The 19,309-nt window shown below is 74.8% G+C and carries 8 protein-coding genes; 7 read left to right on the top strand and 1 reads right to left on the bottom strand.

The window, feature by feature from the left end; genetic code table 11:
* Nucleotides 1–5: 5 nt before the first annotated feature.
* On the bottom strand, nucleotides 6–1,124 hold the full coding sequence (locus ACIBQX_RS22165; protein ID WP_397007313.1) for a class I SAM-dependent methyltransferase: 1,119 nt from the start codon (nucleotides 1,122–1,124) through the stop codon (nucleotides 6–8).
* 114 nt (nucleotides 1,125–1,238) lie between these two features.
* On the opposite strand from ACIBQX_RS22165, the gene ACIBQX_RS22160 reads away from it, so the two are divergent.
* The 7 genes from ACIBQX_RS22160 to ACIBQX_RS22130 are packed head-to-tail and all read left to right on the top strand — an operon-like array spanning nucleotide 1,239 to nucleotide 19,302.
* The gene (locus ACIBQX_RS22160; RefSeq protein WP_397007311.1) at nucleotides 1,239–5,279 is read left to right on the top strand and encodes an amino acid adenylation domain-containing protein; all 4,041 of its coding nucleotides are present in this window, start codon (nucleotides 1,239–1,241) and stop codon (nucleotides 5,277–5,279) included.
* Nucleotides 5,276–11,893, top strand: coding sequence for an SDR family NAD(P)-dependent oxidoreductase (locus ACIBQX_RS22155; protein ID WP_397007309.1), 6,618 nt, complete (start codon nucleotides 5,276–5,278; stop codon nucleotides 11,891–11,893). The genes ACIBQX_RS22160 and ACIBQX_RS22155 overlap by 4 nt, the downstream gene beginning before the upstream one ends.
* Before the next feature lie 11 nt (nucleotides 11,894–11,904).
* A complete protein-coding gene (locus tag ACIBQX_RS22150) occupies nucleotides 11,905–13,482 on the top strand; it encodes an ABC transporter substrate-binding protein (protein WP_397007307.1) in 1,578 nt (525 codons plus the stop codon).
* Nucleotide 13,483: 1 nt separating this feature from the next.
* On the top strand, nucleotides 13,484–14,419 hold the full coding sequence (locus ACIBQX_RS22145; protein WP_397007305.1) for an ABC transporter permease: 936 nt from the start codon (nucleotides 13,484–13,486) through the stop codon (nucleotides 14,417–14,419).
* Nucleotides 14,416–15,195 carry an ABC transporter permease subunit gene (locus tag ACIBQX_RS22140; protein ID WP_397007303.1) on the top strand — a complete coding sequence of 260 codons (780 nt, stop codon included), beginning with the start codon at nucleotides 14,416–14,418 and terminating at the stop codon, nucleotides 15,193–15,195. The genes ACIBQX_RS22145 and ACIBQX_RS22140 overlap by 4 nt, the downstream gene beginning before the upstream one ends.
* Complete coding sequence (locus ACIBQX_RS22135; protein WP_397007301.1) at nucleotides 15,192–16,706, top strand: ABC transporter ATP-binding protein; 1,515 nt, start codon at nucleotides 15,192–15,194, stop codon at nucleotides 16,704–16,706. The genes ACIBQX_RS22140 and ACIBQX_RS22135 overlap by 4 nt, the downstream gene beginning before the upstream one ends.
* Nucleotides 16,693–19,302 carry a methyltransferase gene (locus tag ACIBQX_RS22130; protein WP_397007299.1) on the top strand — a complete coding sequence of 870 codons (2,610 nt, stop codon included), beginning with the start codon at nucleotides 16,693–16,695 and terminating at the stop codon, nucleotides 19,300–19,302. The genes ACIBQX_RS22135 and ACIBQX_RS22130 overlap by 14 nt, the downstream gene beginning before the upstream one ends.
* The last annotated feature ends 7 nt before the right edge of the window (nucleotides 19,303–19,309 follow it).

The raw sequence follows: 19,309 nt of genomic DNA, 5'->3' as shown, positions 1-19,309 counted from the left end.
GTGATTCAACGGGTGGCGACGAACAGGCGCTGCGACAGCGCGGTCAGCGGGTCCCCCTGGCGGGGCAGGTCCACCTCGACGCGCAGGCCGGCGGTCTCCAGCGCGCTGAGCCACTCCGCCCGGCGCAGGTAGGTGCGGGTGGTGCCCGCGCGGCCGTCGTGCCGCTCGGGCGGGCCGTCCCCGGTGGACAGGGCGAACGGCATCGACGTGAGCGACTGCGGGTGCTCGCGGACGGTCTCGATGAGCAGCACCCGCCCGCCGGGCGCGAGCCGCGCGGCGACCTGGTCGAGCAGGCGGCCGGTGTGCGGGGCGTTGTGGGCCATGGTCGCCGCCACGACCAGGTCCAGGTCGTTCGGCCGGTGCGGCAGGTCGCGGGCGATGTCGAGCAGCTGGTACCGCAGGAAGCCCGCCCCGAACCGGCGGCGCGCGATGTCGAGGAAGAACGGCGACAGGTCCGTGAACAGGTAGAACTCGACCGGACTCCCGGCCAGCGCCGGGAGCAGGTCCGCCGTGGTGGCGCCGATGCCCGCGCCCAGTTCCAGGATCCGCAGCGGCCGGGTGGCGCGCTCGGCCAGGTCCGCGACGACCTCGGCGGCGGCCGTGTTGAGGTAGCGGCTGATCAGGTTGTCACGGTAGACGGCCTCGGCGGTGGCGGGCTCGCCGTCGGGGTAGAGCAGCGCCTGCACGCCGATCTCGTCGCGCAGCAGGGCGGGCAGCATCCGCAGCGAGCGCAGCATCATCTCGGCCAGCTCGGCGGGATAGCCGAGCGCCGGTCCCGCGGACTCCAGGTGCGCACGGGCGGCGGTCAGCTCGGCGCGGCGCGGGCCGTGCAGGTCGTGGTAGCGGCCCGTGTCGTCGCGGCTCACCAGGCCGGCCTCGTGGAGGGCGGCGAGCCAGTGGCCGGCGATCCAGCGGTGCCGCCGGGCCGCGCCGAGGTCGGTCGCGACCGCGTCGGCCTCGTGCGCCCCTGGGCCCCGCAGCCGGGTGCGTGAGCGCAGGTCGGCGGCTATGCCTAGGAGAGCCAGGCGGTCCAGGTGCGCGACCGCTTCGGCGGTGCCGCCGGTGTCGGTCCCGGTGGTCGTGGCCTGCCCTGCGCGGTCGGCTCGGTCGGTCAAGGACGACATAGGGCGAGATCGTACGAGATAACGGAAATCATTTTCAAGATCTAGACAAACACCATGAAAGTGTGTAGGAATGAAAACCGTTTCCATTCTGCTGTTCTGTGGAAGGGGTCTCCCTTGGGTTCCGCCACCGTCGAAGAAGTGCTCGCCTGCCTGGCAGACGTGCTGGAACTCCGGCCTTCGGATCTGGATCCCGACACCCCGCTCACCGCCCTGGGGCTGGAGTCCTTCACCGCCGTACGCCTGCGCCGACGGCTGCTGGAGGAGGCCGGGCTCGACCTGCAGCTGACCGCCTTCCTCGGAACGGCGACCGCGCGCACGGTCGCCGCCGGCATCGAGCCGGACGCGACGGACGTACTGGACGAACCGGCGGGTCAGCCCTTCCCGCTCACGCCCATCCAGACCGCCTACCTGGTCGGCCGTGACCCCGCGTTCCCGCTGGGTGGGGTGGCCACCTTCTACTACTACGAGTACGACCGCTCCGCCCAGGACCTCGATCGGCTGGAGAGCGCCTGGAACCGGCTGGTGCGACGCCACCCCATGCTGCGCATGGTCGTGGACGAGAACGCTCAGCAGCGGGTGCTCGACCAGGTGCCCGACTACGTCATCGCCCGCACCGACCTGCGCGGCGAGAGTCCCGGACGCGTCGAGGAGGCCCTGGACGCGCTGCGGGCCGAGTGCTCCCACCAGGTGCTGCCCGCCGACCGGTGGCCGCTGTTCGACCTGCGCGCCGCGTTGCTGCCGGACGGCCGTACCCGGCTGTTCGTCGGGGTGGACGTGCTGGCCCTCGATCTCATGAGCTGGATGCGGCTGATGCGGGAGTGGGGCACGCTTGTGGCCGACCCCGGCGCGGAGCTGCCGGCGCCGCCGCTCAGCTTCGCGGATCTCGTACGACGCCGCCTGGAAGACCCCGCCGAGCGGCGGCGGCGCGAGCTGGACGCCGCCTATTGGGCCGGCCGCGCACCGAACCTGCCGGACGGGCCCGCGTTGCCGTGGAGCCGAGGCCCGGCCGACCTCAGGGGGCAGCGCTTCACCCGGCACGCGGCCGAGCTGTCCGCCGAGGAGTGGGGGCAGCTGCGCAAGCAGGGGGCGGCGCACGGGCTGAGCCCCACCGGGCTGCTGCTGGCCGCCTTCGGCCTGGTGCTGCAGCGCTGGGGCGCCCGCGACCCCTTCTGCCTGAACACCACCCTGTTCGACCGCGGCGGCGCCGACATCCCGGGCCTGGACGGCGTCGTCGGCGACTTCACCAGCACGGTCCTGGTGGAGATCCCCACTGCGGACCCCGGCCGCTGGTACGGCTTCGCCGGGTATGCCGCGGCCGTCAACCGGCAGTTCTGGACGGACCTCGACCACCGGGCCGTCTCGGGGATGGAGACGCTGCGAACCGCGATCGAGGCGGGCGAGCGCTCCCGGGTGACCGACCCGGCCACCGGGCTGCCCCTGCCCACGCACACCGTGGTGTTCACCAGCGGCGTCGGACTCGCCGGACCGGGCGACGCGCCGGCCGCCTGGCTCGGCACGGAGGTGTTCGGCGTCTCGCAGACGCCGCAGGTGCTGCTCGACCACATCATCTGGGACGAGGAGGGCCGGCTCCGCATCGCCTGGGACGCCGTGGACGAGGCGCTGCCCGAAGGGTTCGTCGACGGGATGCTGGCCGCGCACGCCTCCCTGCTGCGGCGGCTGGCCACCGAGCCCGAGCTGTGGACCGACCCGGCGCTCGGCTGGGACCCGTCGTTCATCCGGGACGAGGAGCCGCCGAGCGGGGCGTTCGACGGCGCCGGGCCGTTGCTGGACGCTCCCCTGCGCGCCGCCGCCGAGCGGGACCCGTCCGCGCCCGCCCTGTTCGAACCGGCCGGTGAGGTGTCGGCGGGCGAGCTGGCCGAGCGAGCCGCGCGGACCGGCCGGGCGCTCGCCGCGCTCGGGGTCGGGCCCGGCGAGCTGGTGGCGGTGGCGGCGGACAAGGGTAGCGCGCAGGTCGCCGCGTTACTGGGGGTCTCGGCCAGTGGGGCCGGGTACGTGCCCGTCGAACCCGGGTGGCCTGCGAGCAGAGTGGCCTCGGTGTGTGAGCAGGCGTCCATCCGGCACGCGCTGGTGTCCCCCGAGGCCGATGTCACGCTCTGGCCGGACCAGGTCACGGCCCACCGGCTGGACGCCGACGGAGTGCTCGCCGACGGGGTGCTCGCGGACGAGGTGCTCGCGTCCGAGGTGCGGCGTGCGGAGCCGGACGATCTCGCTTACGCGATCTTCACCTCGGGCTCGACCGGACGGCCCAAGGGCGTGGCCATCGAGCACCGAGCCGCCCGCACCACCCTGGACGACCTCGCCGAACGCTTTCCGCTGGACGCCGGCGACCGGGTGCTCGCCCTGTCCGCGTTCAGCTTCGACCTGTCGGTCTACGACATCTTCTCGGTGCTCGGCTCGGGCGGCGCGATGGTGCTGCCCGAAGCGCCCCGCCAGCGCGACCCCGGGCACTGGCTGGAACTGATGGCCCGCCACCGAGTCACCGTGTGGAACACCGCTCCCGCCCTGCTGGAAATGCTGGTCGAGTACGCCGAGCTGGAGCCGGAGACGGTCCGCCGGGCGCTGTCCGCGCTCAGGCTGGTGTTCCTGTCGGGGGACTGGATCCCGGTGACCCTGCCCGACCGGCTGCGGGCGCTGGCCCCGCAGGCCGAGGTGGTCAGCCTGGGCGGGGCGACCGAGGCCTCCATCTGGTCCATCTGCCACCCCATCGGCCAGGTGGACCCCTCCTGGCCGAGCATTCCGTACGGCAGAGCGCTACGCGGCCAGTCCTTCCACATCCTCGACGAACACGGCACACCCTGCCCGGTCGGCGAACCGGGCGAGCTGCACATCGGCGGCGACGGGCTGGCCCGCGGCTACGTCGGCGACCCGGGACAGACGGCCGAACGCTTCGTCACCCACCCGATCCTGCGCCGCCGCCTCTACCGCACCGGTGACCTGGGGCGCTGGCGGTACGACGGGACGATCGAGTTCCTCGGCCGGCTGGACCGGCAGGTCAAGATCCGGGGGCACCGCATCGAGCTCGGCGAGATCGAGGCCACCCTGGACCGGCTCCCCACGGTGCGGCAGGCGGTGGCTCGCGCGGTACGCGGGCCCGACGACCGGCCCAGGCTGGTCTGCTACGTCGTGCCCGCCGAGCCGTCGGCGCCCCCGTCGGACGATGACCTGACCTCGGCGCTGCAGGCGAGCCTGCCCGCCTACATGGTGCCCAACCGGTTCCTGTTCCTGGACGACCTGCCGATCACGGACAACGGCAAGATCGACTACAGGGCGCTCACCAACCCGTACCAGCGATCGGCCCACCCACCCACGTCCACCCCGAACACCCGCCCCCTCGCTTCAGGTGGAGAGGGCGAAGCCGGCGGGCAAGCGCCGGACGTCCGGCCCCTCGCCTCGGGTGGAGGGGGCGTTGAGAAGGCGTTGGACGTCGGCCGTGTGTCGGTGGACGCGGTGGGGGCGCGGGCAGTCAGCTCGACGGTGACGCGCGGGTTGCGGCTCAGCATCACCGTGTCTCCCGACGGGGCGATGGAGCTGGTCATCGAGGGCGGCGCCGACGGTGGCGACCCCGCCCCGCGCGCCCTCGCGCAGCCCGGCGACCCGGCTGCCGCGTCCGTTCTGGCGCGGTCTGGCGGCTCGGCTGCCGCGTCCGTTCTCGTACGGCCTGGTGGTCCGGCCGGCGGGTCGGTTCTCGTACGGCCCGGCGGGTCGGTCGCTGAGGAGGCTGGGCTCGGGTCGGTCGCCGGGGGCGGGCCGGTCGTTGGGTCCTCGGTTCGGGAGCAGGGGCGGGTGGGCGCTGATCCGCAGGTGGAGCGGGTGGTGGCCCGGGTGTTCAGTGACCTGCTCAAGGCGCCGGTCGATGTCACCACGCCCTTCTTCCAGCTGGGGGCGTCGTCCCTGACCATCGTGCTCGCGCAGCGCACCCTGCGCGCCGAGCTGGACGAAGGGCTGGCCGTGGTGGACATGTTCGCCCGGCCCACGGTCCGGGACCTGGCCGCGTTCATCACCGCGCGCAGGCAGACGTCCGGGCAGGACCCGGCCGACCCACCACCGCCTGACGGCGCGCGACCGGAGCCCGTCGCGGGACGGGCGGGCGCTCGACGGGCGGCCCGAGCACACGCTGAGGAGCTGGCCGGATGAACGCCAAGCCGACCGATCCCGGCCCGACGGATGCCGGCCCGACGGATGCCGAGCCGATCGCCGTCGTCGGGCTGGCCTGCCGCTACCCGGGGGCGCCGGATGTGGACGCCTACTGGGAGCTGCTGCGCGACGGCCGCGAAGGGCTGACCAGGTTCGCCGACGACGAGCTGGCCGGTCGCGGCGTGCCCGCGCGACTGCGGGCCCACCCGGGTTTCGTACCCGTCGGAGGGCTCATCGAGGGCCAGGCGGACTTCGATCCGGAGCCGTTCGGGTTCAGTGACGCCGAGGCCGCCCTCCTCGACCCCCAGCATCGGTTGTTCCTCGAATGCGCCTGGCACTCCCTGGAACACGCCGGGCACGGCGGCGGACGCGGAGCCGGCGCGGTCGGTGTCTTCGCCGGCGCCATGCAGAGCGCGTACCTGGCCGCCAACCTCGCCGACCGGTGGGACCCGACCGGCGCGGGCCGCGATCCGCTCGGCAGCATGCAGACCGCGATCTCCACCCAGGCCGACTACCTGCCGCTGCAGACGGCGTACCGGCTCAACCTCACGGGACCGGCGGTCGCGGTGGCGAGCAGTTGCTCGACGTCGCTCGTCGCGGTGCACCTGGCCGCGCAGTCGCTGCTGTCCGGCGAGTGTGACACCGCGCTGGCGGGCGGAGCGTCGCTGATCGTGCCGCAGGGTCAGGGGTACGTGCACGTCACCGACGGGGTGTTCGCCGTGGACGGGACGGTACGGCCGTTCAGCGCGCACGGGACCGGCATCGTCTACACGCAGGGCGTCGGGGTGGTGGTCCTGCGCCGCCTGGCGGACGCGCTGGCCGACGGTGACCCCGTGCTCGCCGTGCTGCACGGCTCGGCGATGAACAACGACGGGGCCGACAAGGCGGGGTTCACCGCGCCGTCCGTACGGGGGCAGGCTCGGGCGGTGGCCGAGGCGCTCGCGGTGGCGGGCGTCTCGCCACGCGACATCGGGCTCGTCGAGGCACACGGCACCGCCACCACGCTGGGCGACCCCATCGAGGTCGCCGCGCTGAAGCGGGTGTTCGGGGAAACCGGCCCGGCGTGGTGCGGGCTCGGCTCGGTGAAGGGCAACATCGGCCACACGAACTCGGCCGCCGGGATCGCCTCCTTCATCAAGGCGGTCCTGGCCGTACACCATCGAGTGCTGCCCTCGTCGCTGCACGCGCGTCCGCTCAACCCGCTCCTCGCCCTGGAGGAATCCCCCTTCGAGGTGATCGCCGAGACCAGGGACTGGGACACCCCTCCGCTGGCCGGGGTCAGCTCCTTCGGCATCGGCGGCACCAACTGCCATGCCGTGCTCGGGCCGCCTCCGCAGCGACCGCCGACGCCCGCCGATCCGCGCCCCCAGCTGCTGGTCGTCTCCGCCGCCACCCCCGAGGCGGCGACCGCCACCGCTCAGGCTCTCGCGGCGGACCAGGAAACCGTGGCCGTTCAGGCTTTCCCAGCGGGTCAGGAGGCCGATCTGGCGTACACGCTGGCGGTCGGGCGCTCCCATCAGGCCTACCGGGTGGCGGGTGTGGGCCGGGCCGGGCTGGGCGCGGCGACGCCGGTCAGGGCTTCGGCCGCGCGGGTGGTGTTCGCCTTCCCCGGAGGAGGCAGCCCGTACCCCGGGATGGGCGGCGAGCTCTACCGGGACGAGCCGGTCTTCGCCCAGGCCGTCGACGAGTGCGCGGAACTGCTGCTGCCCCTGCTCGGCGCCGACGTCCGCGACGCCATGGATCCGAGGACAGCCGAGGAGCGCTTCCGCGACGTCGCCTTCGGCGTGCCCGCGCTCTTCGCGGTGTCGTTCGGGATGGCGCGGCTGCTGGAGTCATGGGGGGTACGGCCTGACGCGCTGGTCGGGCACAGTCTGGGTGAATGCACGGCCGCGGCGGTGAGCGGCGCGCTGCCCCTTCCCGAGGCGGCCAGGCTGGTCGCCGCCCGGTGCGAGGCCGCCGTCCGCGCGGCCGGCGGCGGCGCGATGCTGGCCGTGCCGCTGGGCGAGGACGAGGTTCGTGAGCTGCTGGACCGCCATCCCGAGCTCGACCTCGCCGCCGTGAACGCCCCGGAGGCGTGCGTCGTGTCCGGCGTCGCCTCGGCCATCGACGGGCTGGCGGACGAGCTGCGCGAGCGTCACATCAAGAGTACGAGGCTGCGGGTGGACGCCGCGATGCACTCGCGGGCAGTGGACCCGGCGTTGCCCGGCCTGGGCGCGGCCCTGGCCGGACTGACCGGTGGCGCCCCTGCCGTGCCGGTGTTCAGCACGGTCACGGGCGCAGCCATCGGCGCCGAGCTTGCGGAGGGCGCGCACTGGACGCGGCAGCTGCGCCGGCCGGTGCGGTTCTCCGCCGCGCTGCGGGCGGCCCTCGCGGACGAGGCCCTGCTCGTGGAGGTCGGTCCGGGCACCGCCCTGTCCTCCCTGGCCCGCAGCAACGCCCTGCCCGGCCTGCGGTCGGTGCTCACCACGCTGGTGCCTGACGAGCCGGAGACCGCAGGTGTACGGCAGGCGGTCGGCACGCTGTGGGCCCACGGCGTCCCGGTGAATCTGGCGGCCCTGTCCGCACCGGGCAGACGGCGGGTGCACGCGCCCGGCTACGCGTTCCAGCGCCGCCGCCTGTGGATCGACCCCCCGGACCCGGCGCTGTCGGATGGGCGGTCGGCCGTCGATGCGGACGAGCCGCTGCAGCTTCCCGTCTGGACCCAGGTTCCCCCGCTTCAGGCCGCCGAAGCACCGGAAGGCCGCTGGCTGGTGACCGGGTCGGGCGCCCTGGCGGACACGCTGCGCACCCGGCTGACGGCGGGCGACCCGTCCGAGCCGCTGACCGGCCTGGTGGTCATCGCCGCCGAGCAGGCCGAAGCGGCGGGACCAACCGCCGCCGTCGTCGCTGCTGAGCAGGGCGGGGTGGCCAGGGCGACTGCTGCCGTCTCCGCCGCTGTGCTCGCGTTCGGCGAGGTCGCGGCCGTGTCGGCTGCGCAGGCCGAGCAGCCGGCGCTGCTGCTGGTGACGCGGCACGGCGAACAGGTGGCCGGTGATCCGGCGCCGCACCCGGCTCAGGCGGCCTTGCGGGTACTGCCCCGGGTGCTCGGTCAGGAGCAGCCCGGATCGAGGTGGGCCACGCTCGACCTGGGAGCGCCGGCCGACCCCGACGCCGAGGCGCGATCCGTACTGCGCGAGCTCGGCACGCTGATGAGCGGGGAGAACCCGGGAGCGGAGACCGCCTTGCGGGGAGCCACCAGGTGGCAGCGCCGCCTGACCCCCTGGCGCCCGGCCGATGCCGGGGAACGCCCGACCCCTGGGCGCCCGGCCGGCCCTGAGGGGAACGCCGCGCCGCCCGGCAAGGTGCTGATCATCGGTGGACTGGGCGCCGTGGGTCAGGTGTTCGCGAGGCATCTGGCCCGGCGCGGACACCAGGTCGTGGTCACCTCACGCACGGCGGCCCGCCACGGGAGCACGCTCGACGAGGCCGGTGTGGACGTACGAGTCTGTGACGCGGCCGATCACGCGGACACCTCGGCACTGATCGCGAAGCTCTCGGCCGACGGGCCGATCGAGCTCGTCGTGCACGCGGCGGGCGTGGCCGCGGGGGCACGGCTGGACCCGCTGCGGTCCTTGGACCCCGACCAGGTCGCCGAGCACCTGCGGGCCAAGGCGGAGGCCACGATCGCGCTCCGGGACTCGATCGCCGCGCTGCCCGAGGACCGCCGCCCCCGGACCGTGCTCCTCATGTCCTCGGCGACCACTCTGGTGGGCGGCGTCGGCATGGGGCCTTACGCGGCGGCCAACGCCGCGATGGACGCGCTCGCGCTCGCCGCGCCCGGCCCCACCCGGTGGATCAGCGCCGTATGGGACGGCTGGCGCGTTGCCGAGGAGGCCGTCGTGCTCGCCGACGCGCTGGACGCCCGCACCGGCACCGAGGCGCTGGATCGGCTGCTGGCCGCCCGGAACACGGACAGCCTGCCCCCGGCCGTGGCGGTCGCGGCGACCGATCTCCATCCACGGATCGTCGCCGCCGGCCGGCCCCGGCAGGTCGTCGCCACCGGTGACGCCGCCGAGCTGAGCCCGGTGGAGCGGGCGGTGGCCGAGCTGTGGTCGGAGCTGTTCGGTGTCCCGGTGACCGATCCGGACGCCGACTTCTTCGCGCTCGGCGGCCACTCGCTGCTGGGCGTGCGGATGCTGGCCGCGCTGGGCGAACGGTTCGGCGCCCAGCCGGGGATGCGGGACCTGCTGGCCGCGCCCACCGTAGCGGGAGTCGCCCGGCTGATCGGGTCCGCGGACCTCCGGCCGGACCCGGCACCCGGGCCCGTGCCGGCCGAGGACCCCGTCGACGCCGACGGCACCTTCGCGATGACCCGCGTCCAGCACGCCTACTGGGTCGGCCGGGACGGCGGCTACCGCTGGGGGGACCTGCCCTGTCACTTCTTCCTCGAGTACGACTGTCCCGGCCTCGACCTCGACCGCTACGAGCGGGCGTGGAACCGGGTCGTGGCCCGGCATCCCATGCTCCGCGCCGTGGCGACGCCCGAGGGACGGTTCCGGGTGCTGGAGAGCCCGCCGCGTTACCGGATCCGGGTGCACGACCTCACCTCGATGCCGGAGGAGCGCAGGTCGGCGCGGCTGGCCGTACTGCGGGAGAGGTTGTCGACCAAGCCCGGGCCGCCGGATCGCTGGCCGCTCGCGCAGCTGCAGGCGGCCCGGCTGCCGGGAGGCGTGGTCAGGCTGTTCATCGGGGTCGACGTGCTCGTCTGCGACGCGGCCAGCTGGTGGATCATCGAGTCGGAGCTGCGCACCCTCTACGAGGACCCCGACGCGGTGTTGCCGCCGCTCGACCTTCACCCGGCGGCCTGCGTCCCGGAACGGGGCGGCGACCAGCGCGCCGCGCTCTACTGGCGGGAACGGCTCGACACGCTTCCCGGCCCGCCCGCCCTGCCGGTCAGCGACGAGGAGGCGTCCCCCCGGTTCGTCCGGCGCGCGACGCGGCTGAGCCGGGAGGAATGGGCCGGGCTGGTGACCGCCGCCGCCCGGCACCGGGTCACGCCGGGGGTGGTGCTGCTGACCGTCTACACGGATGTCCTGACCCGCTGGGCGGGCTCGGCCGGGTTCTGCGTGACGCTGACCCTGTTCGATCGCCCGCCCATCCACCCGCACGTGAACCGCGTCGTCGGCGACTTCACCTCCTTGATGCTGCACGAGGTCCCCGCCGCGCCCGCCGACACCTTTCTCGAACGGGCCGCCGCCGCGCAGGCCCGGATGTTCGACGACCTGGACCACCGCCGCTTCTCCGCCCTGGACGTGCTCGCCGAGCAGGCCACCAGAAAGGGAGAGGTGCGGTCGGTGCCCGTGGTGTTCACCAGCGCGCTCGCCGTGGCGGACATGGTGGAGAGCGGTGCCGGCCTGGAGTGGGCGGGCGAGCAGGTGTACGCGGTCTCGCAGACCCCGCAGACCTGGCTCGACCACCAGGTGCTCGAACACGACGGCGAGCTACGGCTGCAGTGGGACGCCCTGGACGGCGTCCTGCCCCGCGACGAGCTGGAGGCGGTGATCGCCGAGCACACGGCACGGGTACGGGAACTGGCCACCGAACCGGACGCCTGGACCCGGCCCGAGCCTTTGGCCACGGACGCCGGGACCAGGTCCGAGCCTTCGGCCACCGAGCCGGACGTCCGGGCCCGGCCCGAGGCCCTTTCCCCCGGCTCAGCCGGGTCTGCCGTCCAGGTCGGCGCCGCGCGGGACATCGTGCTGCCGCTGCGTGCCGAGCCCGGCGGATCGGCCCGGCCCACGCTCTACCTCGCCCACCCCTCAGGGGGTGACGTGCTCTGCTACGCCGAACTGTCCAGGCTGCTCGACCCCCGCGTGGACGTCATGGCGCTGGCCGACCCGGAGCTCGCCGGTGGCGCCGGGGCGGGCCCCGAGACCATCGAGGGGATCGCCGAGCAGTACCTGAGCGCGATCGACGCCATCGGCGGTCCGGGGGCGGGGCCCTGGCTGGTCGGCGGCTGGTCCATGGGCGGCACGGTGGCCCAGGAGATGGCCCGGCGGCTGCACGCCGGCGGGCGTCGCACCGCCCTGCTGGCGCTGCTCGACTCCAACGATCCGGCGCTGATCCGCGACGTCCCCGGCCGGGACGCCGACGAGGTCGCCTGGCAGGTGACGGTCCGGCACCTGCACGCTCTGGAGGCGTACCTCGGCATCGACCTGGACGCCGGTGACGCGCTGGCGGCCGTACCGGAACCACGCCGCATGAGCGCGGTCGCCGATCGCCTGCGCGCGCATCGGCTGCTGGGCCGTGGCGAGGACCTGCCGGGACGGCTGGCCGTGTTCGCCAGGCACCTGCGGGCGCTCGCCGCGCACACCCCGGGACGCCTGGCCGACCAGGACACCGCGACGCTGCTGATCCGGGCCGACCGGCCGTCCCCTCGGAACGCGGGCATCGGGATGGGCGTCGACGACACCCCGCCCGGCCAGGACGACCTCGGCTGGGGACGCCACCTGGCCGGGCCCGTCACGGTCGCCGGGGTCGACGCCCACCACTACGGCATGCTGCGCCCTCCCGCGCTGCCCGCCGTGGCCCGGCTGATCAACGCCGCGCTCGACAGAGCATTGGCGCCACGTTGAGAAAGGTCACCATGCACTCCCAGATCCGTCGCCGATCAGCGGCGGTCGTCGCCGCGGTCGCCCTCCTCGCGGGCTGCGCGAGCACCGCGCCCGCCGCCGCGCCCGCCACTGTGCCCGCCACTGTGCCCGCCACTGGCGCGCCTCCCGCCGGCTCCCCGCAGGCGGAGACCGCCACCGTGCGGTACGCCGCGCCCGGCTCCCCCTCCAACGCCGTCACCGATCCGCACGGTCTGCTGCCCGGCGAGAGCGACGTGGTCAGAATGGCGCTGACCTACGACGTCCTCACCCTCCCCGGCGCCGACGGCGTCACCAAGCCGCGCCTGGCGACCGCGTGGCGGCCCGACGCCACCCTGACCAAGTGGCGGATCACCATCCGGGACGACGCGACGTTCTCCGACGGCCGGCCGGTCAAGGCGGCCGACGCGCTGTTCTCGCTGCGCCGGATGGGCGAGAAGGCGGCGGAGAACTTCGGCCGCATGGCCATGTTCGACCTCGACGCCTCCAAGGTGATCGACGACACCACCGTCGAGCTGGTGACCAGGAAGCCGTACGCCGAAGTGGGCAAGGCGCTGGAAGGCGCGACCTTCGTCGTGCCGGAGGGCAGCGCCGACTTCAGTAAGCCGGTCCCCGGCTCCGGCCCGTTCCGGCCGACCGGCAAGGGCGGGGCGCAGGCGGTGGTGTTCGAGCGGAACGACGACTGGTGGGGCCCCGAACCGCCTGCCAAGGTCATCGAGGTACGCGCCGTACCCGATCCGCAGGCCCGCGCCCAGGCGCTGCTGTCCGGCCAGGTCGACCTGGCCGGAGGGGTGCCCGCCACCCTGGTCAAGCAGCACGAGGGCGACACCGCGACGCGCGTCGTCCGCAGGCCGGGCGCGACCTTGTACCCGCTCGTCATGCGGATGGACACCAAACCCTTCGACGACCGCAGGGTACGCGAGGCCGTACGGCTCGCCCTGGACCGCCAGCAGCTCCTGGACACCGTCTTCCTCGGATACGGCGAGCTCGGCAACGACCTGATCACCCCCAAGGACCCCTCCAGCCCGGCGAACCTGCCGCAGCGCACCCGCGACCTCACCCGCGCCAAGGCCCTCATGGCCGAGGCGGGCCTCGCCGGCGGCGTCGACCTGACCCTGCACAGCACCACCGCCTACCCGGGCATGGACAGCGCCGCCACGCTGATCGCCCAGCAGCTCGCCGAGATCGGCATCCGGGCGAAGGTACGCCTCGAACCGCCCGACACCTACTTCTCGGCGGTGTACGCCCAGAAGCCCTTCTACGTCAGCTACCTGGGCGGCATCCCGTTCCTCGACGTGGTCAGGGTGGCGCTCACGCCCGGTTCCCCCACCAACGAGACGGCGTGGAAGGACGCCGCCTGGTCCGCAGACCTGGACAAGGCCCTGGCCGAGCCGGACGACGCCGAGCGGCGCTCCCTGCTCGGTGACCTGCAAGTCCGGCTCCGCGACCAGGGCGGCTACGCGATCTGGGCGCTCAGCGACCGGCTCGACCTGGCCAGGGCCGAGCTGAGCGGCGTGCCCGAGGGGATCGGCTTCGCCTCAGGCTTCATCGACCAGGTGAGCCTGGACGGCTGACGTGCCACGGGTGCCGCGGCCGGTCGCCGCGCTGGCCAGGAGCGGGCTGCTGCTGGCCGCCGCCTCCGTGGTGATCTTCCTGTGCACGGCGGCGCTGCCCGGCGACGCGGCGGACACCCTCGTCGGCGGCCGGGCCACCGCGGCGGAGCTGGACCGGCTGCGGGCGGAGGCGGGACTCGACGATCCCCTGCCTCTCCGCTACCTCGACTGGCTGACCGGCGGGCCCGGGGTCTCGCTCATCACCGGGCGGCCGGTCGCCGAGGTGGTGGCCGAGCGGGCCGCCGTGACGCTCGCCCTGGCCGTCGCCGCGCTGGCGGTGGCCGTCCCCTTGACGGTGGTCCTGGCCTGGACCGCCGTACGCGGCCCCCGACGGCTGCGCCAGGTGGTGAACGCCGTGATCGTGGCCGGCGCCGCCCTGCCCCAGGCCGTGGTGGCCGCCGCGCTGGTCGCCTGGCTGTCGGCGGCGTGGGGGCTGTTCCCGCCGGTGTCGATGCTGCCCGTGGGCGAGCCGCCCTGGCATCGGCCGGATCTGCTGGCGCTTCCCGTGCTCACGCTCGCGCTGCCGACCGCCGCCTACGCCGCCGCCCTGCTCCGGGGGGCGATCGCGGACGTGGTGGACCGGCCGTACGTGCGCGACGCCGAACTGCGCGGCCTGTCACCGGGCGCGATCCTGTTCCGGTACGTGCTCCCGATGGTGGCCGCGCCCGCCGCCCGCCTGCTCGCGGTGAACCTCGGCGGGCTGGTGGCGGGGACAGCGGTGGCGGAGACCCTGTTCGGGCTGGCCGGGCTGGGGGAGCTGCTGGTCACGGCCATCTCGACGCGGGACGTGCCGGTCGTGCAGAGCGTGGCGCTGCTCGCCGCGGCGGTGGTGGTGGCCGGGCTCCTCGCCGCCGACCTGGTCGCTCCGCGCCGCCACCGGCAGGCGGCCCGCCCATGAAGCTGATCTTCGGTCTCGTCGCCGGGGCCGCGCTCCTGATGGCCCTCGGCGGCGAGATGCTGACCGCGCGTGATCCGATCGAACTCGCCGCGGTCCCGTGGGCCGAGCCCGCGCCCGGACTGCCGCTGGGCGCTGACGGTCTGGGGCGGGACGTGCTCGCCCGAGTGCTGGCCGGCGGCCGGGACCTGACCCTGACCGCGCTCGCCGCCGCCCTGATCGCGTCGGCCCTCGGGGTGGCGGGCGGGCTCTGGGCGGGATGGGGCCGTGGCCGGGCCGGCCGGGCCGTCACCGGGGCCGCCGACCTGCTGCTGGCCCTGCCCCTCCTGCTGCTCGCGCTGCTCGCGGTGACCGCCCTGCCGGGGCCGGCCGCGGTGATCGTCGGCACCGTGCTCGGCGGGACACCGCTGACCCTGCGCGTGGTCGCCGACGCCACGGCCGGGGCCAGGCGGGCCGGGTACGTCGAGGCGGCGCTGTCCCGTGGCGAGCGCGGACGCGCCGTACTGCTGCGTGAGGTCCTTCCGGCGCATGCCGGACTCGTCGGCGCGGACCTCGGCCAGCGGCTGGTGCTGGCCGTGCAGCTCGCGGCGGCGCTCGGCGTCCTCGGCTTCGGACCGGCGCCTCCCGCGCCGGACTGGGCCGCCATGCTCCGCGAGAACCTCCAGGGCCTCGGGCTCAACCCCACGGCGACGATCGCCCCCGCCCTCGCCCTCGCCGCCCTGACCGGCAGCGTCGCGGCACTCTCCCACGCCCTCGCCACCCGGGAGGCCGCCTCGTGAGCGGGCTGACCGTACGCGGCCTCACCATCGCCGACCGGGCGGGAACGATGATCGTCGACCGCCTGGACCTGCGCATCCGCCCCGGGGAGGTGCTCGCCCTGGTCGGCCCGTCCGGCACGGGCAAGACGACCATGCTGCGGGCCGTCCTGGGCGCGCTGCCCGACGGCCTGACCCGTACGGCGGGCGTCGTCGAGTGGCACGGCGCTCCGGTACGGGCTCCGCGTCGCTGGCGGCGGCGGACCGTCGGCTTCCTCGGCCAGGACCCGGCCTCCGCGCTCCATCCCCTGCTCGACGCGCGCTCAGCCGTGGGGGAGGGCCTGCCGCGAGCCGTCCGCGACAGCGCCGCGGACCGGGCGCTCGCCGAGGTCGGCCTGGACCCGGCCGCACTCGGCCGGCGCCGCCCGCACCAGCTCTCCGGCGGGCAGGCCCAACGGGTGGCGCTCGCCCGCGCCCTCGCCGCCGACCCGGAGCTGCTCATCCTCGACGAGCCCACCAGCGCCCTCGATCCCGCCGCACTCGCCCTGGTCCTGGAGCTGGTACGCCGTCGCCGCGGCGACGGCCGCTCCGTGACGCTCATCGTCTCGCACGACATGGGCGTGGTGGCCGAGCTGGCCGACCACGTCGTACGGCTGCCTGACCAGGCCGTGCGGCCGGCAGGGGTGGTGCGGTCGGATGAGCAGGTCGTACGGCTGCCCGGCCACGGGGGAGACGACGGTCGGGCCCGGAAGCCGGGTGGCCCGGAGCGGGGCGGTGTGGGGGTGCCTGGCCGGGTGGTGCTGGAGGCGCGTGGGCTGGAGGTCGCGCAGCCGTCCGGTGGTGCGCCGCTGCTGTCGGGCGTCGATCTCACGCTGTCGCCGGGGGAGGCCGTCGCCGTGCTGGGGCCGTCCGGCTGTGGCAAGAGCACGTTGCTGCGGGTGCTCGCCGGGCTGCATCCCGCCGAGCGGGGGCACGCGACCGTGCTCGGCGAACCGCTGCCCTGGGCGGTGGCGGAGCGAAGCCCGGCCGCACTCAGAGCGCTGGCCCTGGTCGGGCAGAACCCCCTCGACGCGCTGAACCCGGCGCGTACGGTGGGCGGCGCACTGCTGCGCCCCTCGCGCGCTCTGCACGGGCTCACACGGCGGGAAGCACGGACGCGGGTGTTCGGGCTGCTGGCCGCGGTCGACCTACCGGCGGAGCTGGCGCGCCGATACCCGGCGGCGCTGTCCGGCGGCCAGCGCCAGCGGGTCGCGCTCGCCAGGGCGCTCGCCGCAGGTCCGGCCGTGCTGCTGGCCGACGAGATCACCGCCGCGCTCGACGCCCGTACGGCCGGCCTGGTCCTGGACCTGATCGACGCCTTGCGCCGCGACACCGGCCTCGCGGTCCTCTCCGTCACCCACGACCCGGCCGTGGCCGCCCGCGCCGACCGCGTGCTGCGGATCGAGGACGGCCGGTCGCACCACGTCCCTGCCCACGTTCCTGCCCATGACGGTGCCCATCACGACGATCGGAGACCCTCTCTTGACGCCCTATGAATCCCTGCTCGCCCACCCGTGGATCGCCCGGGTGGACCACACCGAGGACGGCGGGCTCGTCGTCACCGCGGACCCGGCGGCGCTGGCCGTACGGCATGAGTCAGGACAGCCGCCCGTGCTGGGCGACCTGGTCGCCGAGCACCTGGAGCACTGGGGCGAGGTCTACGACTGGACCTACCGATCCGCGCAGGGCGGCCACCGGCCGGACCTCGACCTGTCGGGCTGGCGCGCCACCGACACGGGCGAGCCGCTACCCGCCGAGCACATGGCCGAATGGGCCGACCGCACCGCCGAGCTGGTGCTGCGCCACCGGCCCTCCCGGGTGCTCGAACTCGGCTGCGGGACCGGAATGCTGCTGCACCGCCTGCACCCGCACCTCAAGGGGTATGTGGGCACGGACATCGCCGACCACGTCGTGTCCCGCCTGGACGGGCTCGGCCTGCCCGGCGTCACGGTGGTGCGGGCCGCCGCCCACGAGATCAACGGCGCCGCGGTCCGCGAGGCGCTGGCCGGCCTCGGCGAACGGCCCGACTGCGTGCTGCTCAACTCCGTCACGCAGTGCTTCCCCAGCGTGGAGTACCTGGCGGCCGTGCTGGGCGACGCCATCGACGCCGTCGCCCCGGGCGGAACCGTGATCGTCGGCGACGTACGCCACTCGGGCCTGCTCGACGAGCACTACCGCCGCCTGGACTCGCCCGCCGAGCCCGTGCCGGGCGGCCGGGCCGCGCGGCGTACCGGGCCGCAGCAGGATGGACGGGCCGCGCAGCGTTCTCCGGCTGCCGACACTGAGCTGCTGTTCGACCCGGCGACCCTCGCCGCCTTGGCCGCGTGCAGCACGCGGCGGGTCACCGTCAGCCTCTTCGCCAAGACCCTCACCGCCGACACCGAGCTGACCCGCTACCGGTTCGATGCCGTTCTGCACGTCGATCCCCCGGTGAGTCCGGACGCCGTGGTCCACGCGTGGGACAGCGTCGGGGCCGATGCCCTGGCCGGACTCGCACGGCAGGGCGGCCCCATCCGGGTGGTCGGCATCCCCAACGGCCTGCTTCGGCCCGCCGCCGGAGCTCCGACGGCGGCGAGCCTTCGTGCGGTGCTGGAGGGAACCGGCGGGGTGGTGCTCCTCGACCCGGACGACCCCATGCGGCTGCAGGTCGCGGTGCCGGCCACGGCCGCCGCCACGCCCGCCGACGCACTGGCGGGCGTCGGCCGGCCGCACGAGCCGCTGGGCGCGTTCGCCCGGACCCGGCTCGCCGAGGTGACCCGCCGGGAGTTCAGGCGCGCGGGACTGCCCATCCCCGGCAAGCTGACCGCGCAGGTCCCGACCGGTGCGGGCCGGGACGCCGCCGCTCTGGCGCTGGACACCGTGGACGCCGACGACGCCGGGCACCTCGCCCTCGCACGCACCGGCGTCACCGCGTCCGCGCGTACCCCGTCCGCGCCCACTGGCGTCCGCGCGTTCGCGCGCAGCGGCGTCACTACGCTCGCCGACATCCCCGACGCCATCCGCCGGTTCGACGAGATCGCGCTGCGCGCGCTGGCCTCGCTGGTCGGCGGGGTCCTGGCTTCCGGCGATGCCCTGACGGCCGACGAGATCGTCGCTGCACTCGGCGCGGCCCCCCGGCACGGCTGGATCGTCCGGCGCTGGCTGGAGGTGCTGCGGGCCGAAGGGCTCGTACGGGTGGACTCCGGCGGCCGGTTCCTCGGCGGCGAGGCTCCGGCGGGGGACGACAATGCGGGACGGGATCCTGTCCGCGCGACGCTCGGCTCGGTGGAGGGTGGCGGGGAGGGCGACAGCGCTGTGCTGGATCGCGCTTGCGCGACGCTCGGGTATCCGCCCGAGATGGCGGTTTTCTTCCGTACGGCTCTCGCTCACCTTCCCGAGCTGCTGCGGGACGAGATCATGGCGCAGTCGCTGCTGTTCCCCGACGGGGATCTGCTGACCTCGCTCAGCAAGGACCAGAAGAACGTGAGCAACACCTACCTGAACGCAGCCATGGGGCACGTCCTGGCGCGGGCGGCGGCCACCCGGGCGACGCCGCTGCGGGTCGTGGAGCTCGGGGCGGGCGCCGGGGGCAGCACCGATGCCGCGCTGGAGGGGCTCGGTGACACGGATGTGGACTACCTGTTCACCGACGTATCCAGATTTTTCACCATCACGGCAGAGGAGCGGTTCGGTGACCGGCTCCGGTACGGCCTGCTGGACATCAACGCCGACTTGGTCGCCCAAGGAGCGGTCCGAGGTGGCGCGGACGTGGTGATCGCCGCCAACGTCCTACACTGCGCGCGGCACGGGGGACGGTCGCTGCGCTGGATGAGGGAGCTGCTGGCCCCCGGCGGGCTGGTCGTGGTGACCGAGGCGATCCGCGAGCACTACCTGGTCCTCGCCACCATGCAGTTCCTGCTGTCGCCGCGGGAGGGGGAGCCGGAGCTCGGCGCCGGTGATCGGCGCGGTGGTACGGGCCGGGTGTTCTTCACCGGCAGGGAGCTCACGGCCGAGCTGGCCGAGGCGGGCCTGCGCCCGATCCTGGAGCTGCCGGGGGCCGATTCCCCGCTCGCGGCGCCGGCCCAGCACCTGTTCGTCGCGGCCGGGCTCTGACGTGCTG

Origin of the sequence: Nonomuraea sp. NPDC049714 (assembly GCF_044465295.1) — a bacterium.
Classification (GTDB): Bacteria; Actinomycetota; Actinomycetes; order Streptosporangiales; family Streptosporangiaceae; genus Nonomuraea.
Note: the sequence above shows the minus strand (reverse complement) of the source record. Positions and strands in the feature narration are given on the sequence as shown.